This is a genomic window from Vicinamibacteria bacterium (genome assembly GCA_035620555.1).
GTDB lineage: Bacteria > Acidobacteriota > Vicinamibacteria > Marinacidobacterales > SMYC01 > DASPGQ01.
In genome coordinates this window covers 1-2,697 of the sequence record DASPGQ010000047.1, presented here as the reverse complement: position 1 = coordinate 2,697, position 2,697 = coordinate 1, and the positions used below count along the sequence as shown (strand labels likewise).

The 2,697-nt window shown below is 64.0% G+C and carries 3 protein-coding genes; all 3 read left to right on the top strand.

What is annotated here, in order from left to right; translation table 11 throughout:
• Window positions 1-1,450, top strand: a 1,450-nt coding sequence (locus VEK15_01800) for a CRTAC1 family protein (GenBank protein HXV59397.1), incomplete at its 5' end; no start/stop codon positions are given.
• A 257-nt stretch (window positions 1,451-1,707) separates the two neighbouring features.
• Window positions 1,708-2,064, top strand: coding sequence for a hypothetical protein (locus tag VEK15_01795; protein ID HXV59396.1), 357 nt, complete (start codon window positions 1,708-1,710; stop codon window positions 2,062-2,064).
• Window positions 2,065-2,090: 26 nt separating this feature from the next.
• The coding region (locus VEK15_01790) for a hypothetical protein (protein ID HXV59395.1) at window positions 2,091-2,697 on the top strand (607 nt) is incomplete at its 3' end.

Below are 2,697 nucleotides of genomic sequence, written 5' to 3'. Positions count from 1 at the left end.
TGGAGACCAGGACCTGCTGCTCGTAAACGGAACGAGCTGGCCGGGGGCTCCCGGAGGCGTCAAGCGCACGACCGCCGCCCTCTACCGGAATCGCGGCACGGGCACGTTCGACGACGTGACCGCGGGCTCGGGTCTCGATCGCTCCCTATATGGCATGGGGGTCGCCATCGGAGACTACGACGCCGACGGGGACCCCGACGTGTACCTTACCGCTCTTGGACCGAACCTCCTCATGAGAAACGACGGGGGAGGGAAGTTCATCGACGTGACCGCTGCCGCTGGCGTGGGCGATCCCGGCTTCGGCGCGAGCGCGACCTGGCTCGACTACGACCGTGACTCGGATCTCGACCTCTTCCTCGTCAACTACGTCGAGTGGACTCCTGAAACCGACATCTACTGCTCGCTCGATGGAAAGACGAAATCTTACTGCACGCCCGAGTCCTACGACGGGGCGAGTCCGGTCCTCTACCGCAACGAGGGTGGAGGGAAGTTCAGCGACGTGACGGAAGAGGCTGGCCTTCACAACCCGCGAGGGAAGGGACTCGGCGTCACCGTCCTCGATTTCGACGCCAACGGATATCTCGATCTCGCGGTAGCGAACGATACCCAGCCCAATAACCTCTACAAGAACAACGGCAATGGCACCTTCACCGACGTCGCGGTGCTCGCCGGGATCGCTTTCGCCGAGAACGGAGTCGCGCGGGGCGCCATGGGGATCGATGCGGCCGACTACGACGGGAGCGGACACCAGAGCCTGGTGATCGGCAATTTCTCGAACGAGATGGTCTCGCTCTATCACAACGAGGGGCGGGGGTTCTTCATCGATGCCGCCCCGGTATCCGACGTCGGCCGGGCGAGTCTTCTTACGCTGGCCTTCGGCGCATTCTTCTTCGACTTCGATCTCGACGGGATGCAGGACATTTTCATCGCCAACGGCCACGTGGAGAACGATATTCAGGCGGTGCAGCAGCGGGTGACCTACGCCCAGCCGCCGCACTTGTTTCGGAATCTCGGCGGGGGGCGGTTCCAGGACGTCGCCCAGAGCGTGGGCCCGGAGCTCTCTCGCGCGGTGGTCTCGCGAGGTTCCGCCCACGGCGACATCGATGGCGACGGTGACCTCGACCTGCTCGTCACCACGAGCGGCGGGAGATCTTATCTGTATCGCAACGATCTCCGCGGTCCCACGCGCTGGATCGGCTTTCGTCTGAGGGGAACGAAGAGTAACCGGGAAGGCATCGGCGCCGAGATCCGCGTCACCGCTGCCGGGAGCGTTCGGACCGCGATAGTGAAGAGCGCTACCGGCTACCTGTCCCAGAACCAGTTGCCGGTGATGTTCGGTCTCGGGGCCTCTGACAGGTTGGAGAGCGTCGAGATCGTCTGGCCCAACGGAGTCAAACAGACCGTTGACGGCCTCGAGCTCGGTAAGATCCACGTCATCGAGGAGCGCTGACCAGCTACGACACAGTTCTCGAGGTCGTCCAAAGCGTCGCGAACGCCTGACGGCGAAGCGGCTTCGTAGCTTCGAAGAGCGTGTTGTCCTCCCGCTACCCCTTGAATTCTACGTTGACGAGTCTTGCCCAACGAGGTCGATACAAGGGTCACCTGCGGGCGTTTCCTTGTAGCCTGTACTAAGCTAACTCGTGTTGATCGCATGATGGCGCATCGCAATGAGAATCGTCGGATCGGGCGACGGCCGTTTTGACACCGATGCCCGACTGCAACGAGACCGCGAAGCCTGCCGGAGCGCTCGGGCGCCTCTTGGAGCTAGAGGGCGACCTCGCCGAGCGTCTTGCTCGGGCCCGCGCTGAGTCGGAGCAGGCGGTCGTCCACGCGAGGCAGGATGCGGAGCGGGCCGTCGACCGTTTCTCGAAGCAGGTCGCCGAGGAAACGGTGCGACTCGGATCGCGCATCCGCGCGGAGCACCTGGCGGAACGCGCACGGATCGAGGATCGAGCGCGGCACGAAGCCGAAGCTTTCGATGCCGTCGACGAGACGCGGGTGCGAGCATTCGCCGACGCGCTGGTGGAGGTCTTGCTGGACGCGCTGACCGAGCCTGATCGGTGAACGAGGGAAGCACGATGATTTTGCAGATGGAAAAAGTCTGGATCCTGGGGCCGGAGGAGTGTCTGTCCGAGACGATGCGCGTGCTCCAGGACGTCGGCACCGTCCATCTCGTCGAGCCAACGGTCGAGAGCCCACGGTTGTCACCGGTGAGCCTTTCTGCGGTGGAGGAGCGCGAAGCCCGCGCCCTTCGGGCCGCCATTGGCGATGCGGATCGCGTCACCGAGATTTTGCGCCCCGCGGATCCCATCCCTGCGCCTGTCGAGGTGCTCACGCGTGCCGACCTGGCGTGGTGGGCGAGACGGATCGTGAGGCTTCGCCGCCGCGTGCAGAGGGTCGTGGCCCATCGCGATGGGCTCGTCGACGAGATCTCTCTGCTCCTCAAATACCGCGATCTGTTCTCGACTTTCGAATCCCTCTTCGAAGAGCGAGGCGCCGAGGCCCCGGAACGTTCCACCTACTGCCTCGTTCTGAAGGACGCGCGCAAGGCCGTTGTCGACAGGCTCCGGACGAGTCTTCGAGAAGTCGCCGGCGAGGGTCTCGAGATGAGGTCGAAGCCGGTATCCTCGGGAGCGGCCATCGTACTTTCCGTTCCCACATCGATGGCCGGGTCCATCGAGACAGCCTTCACGCGGG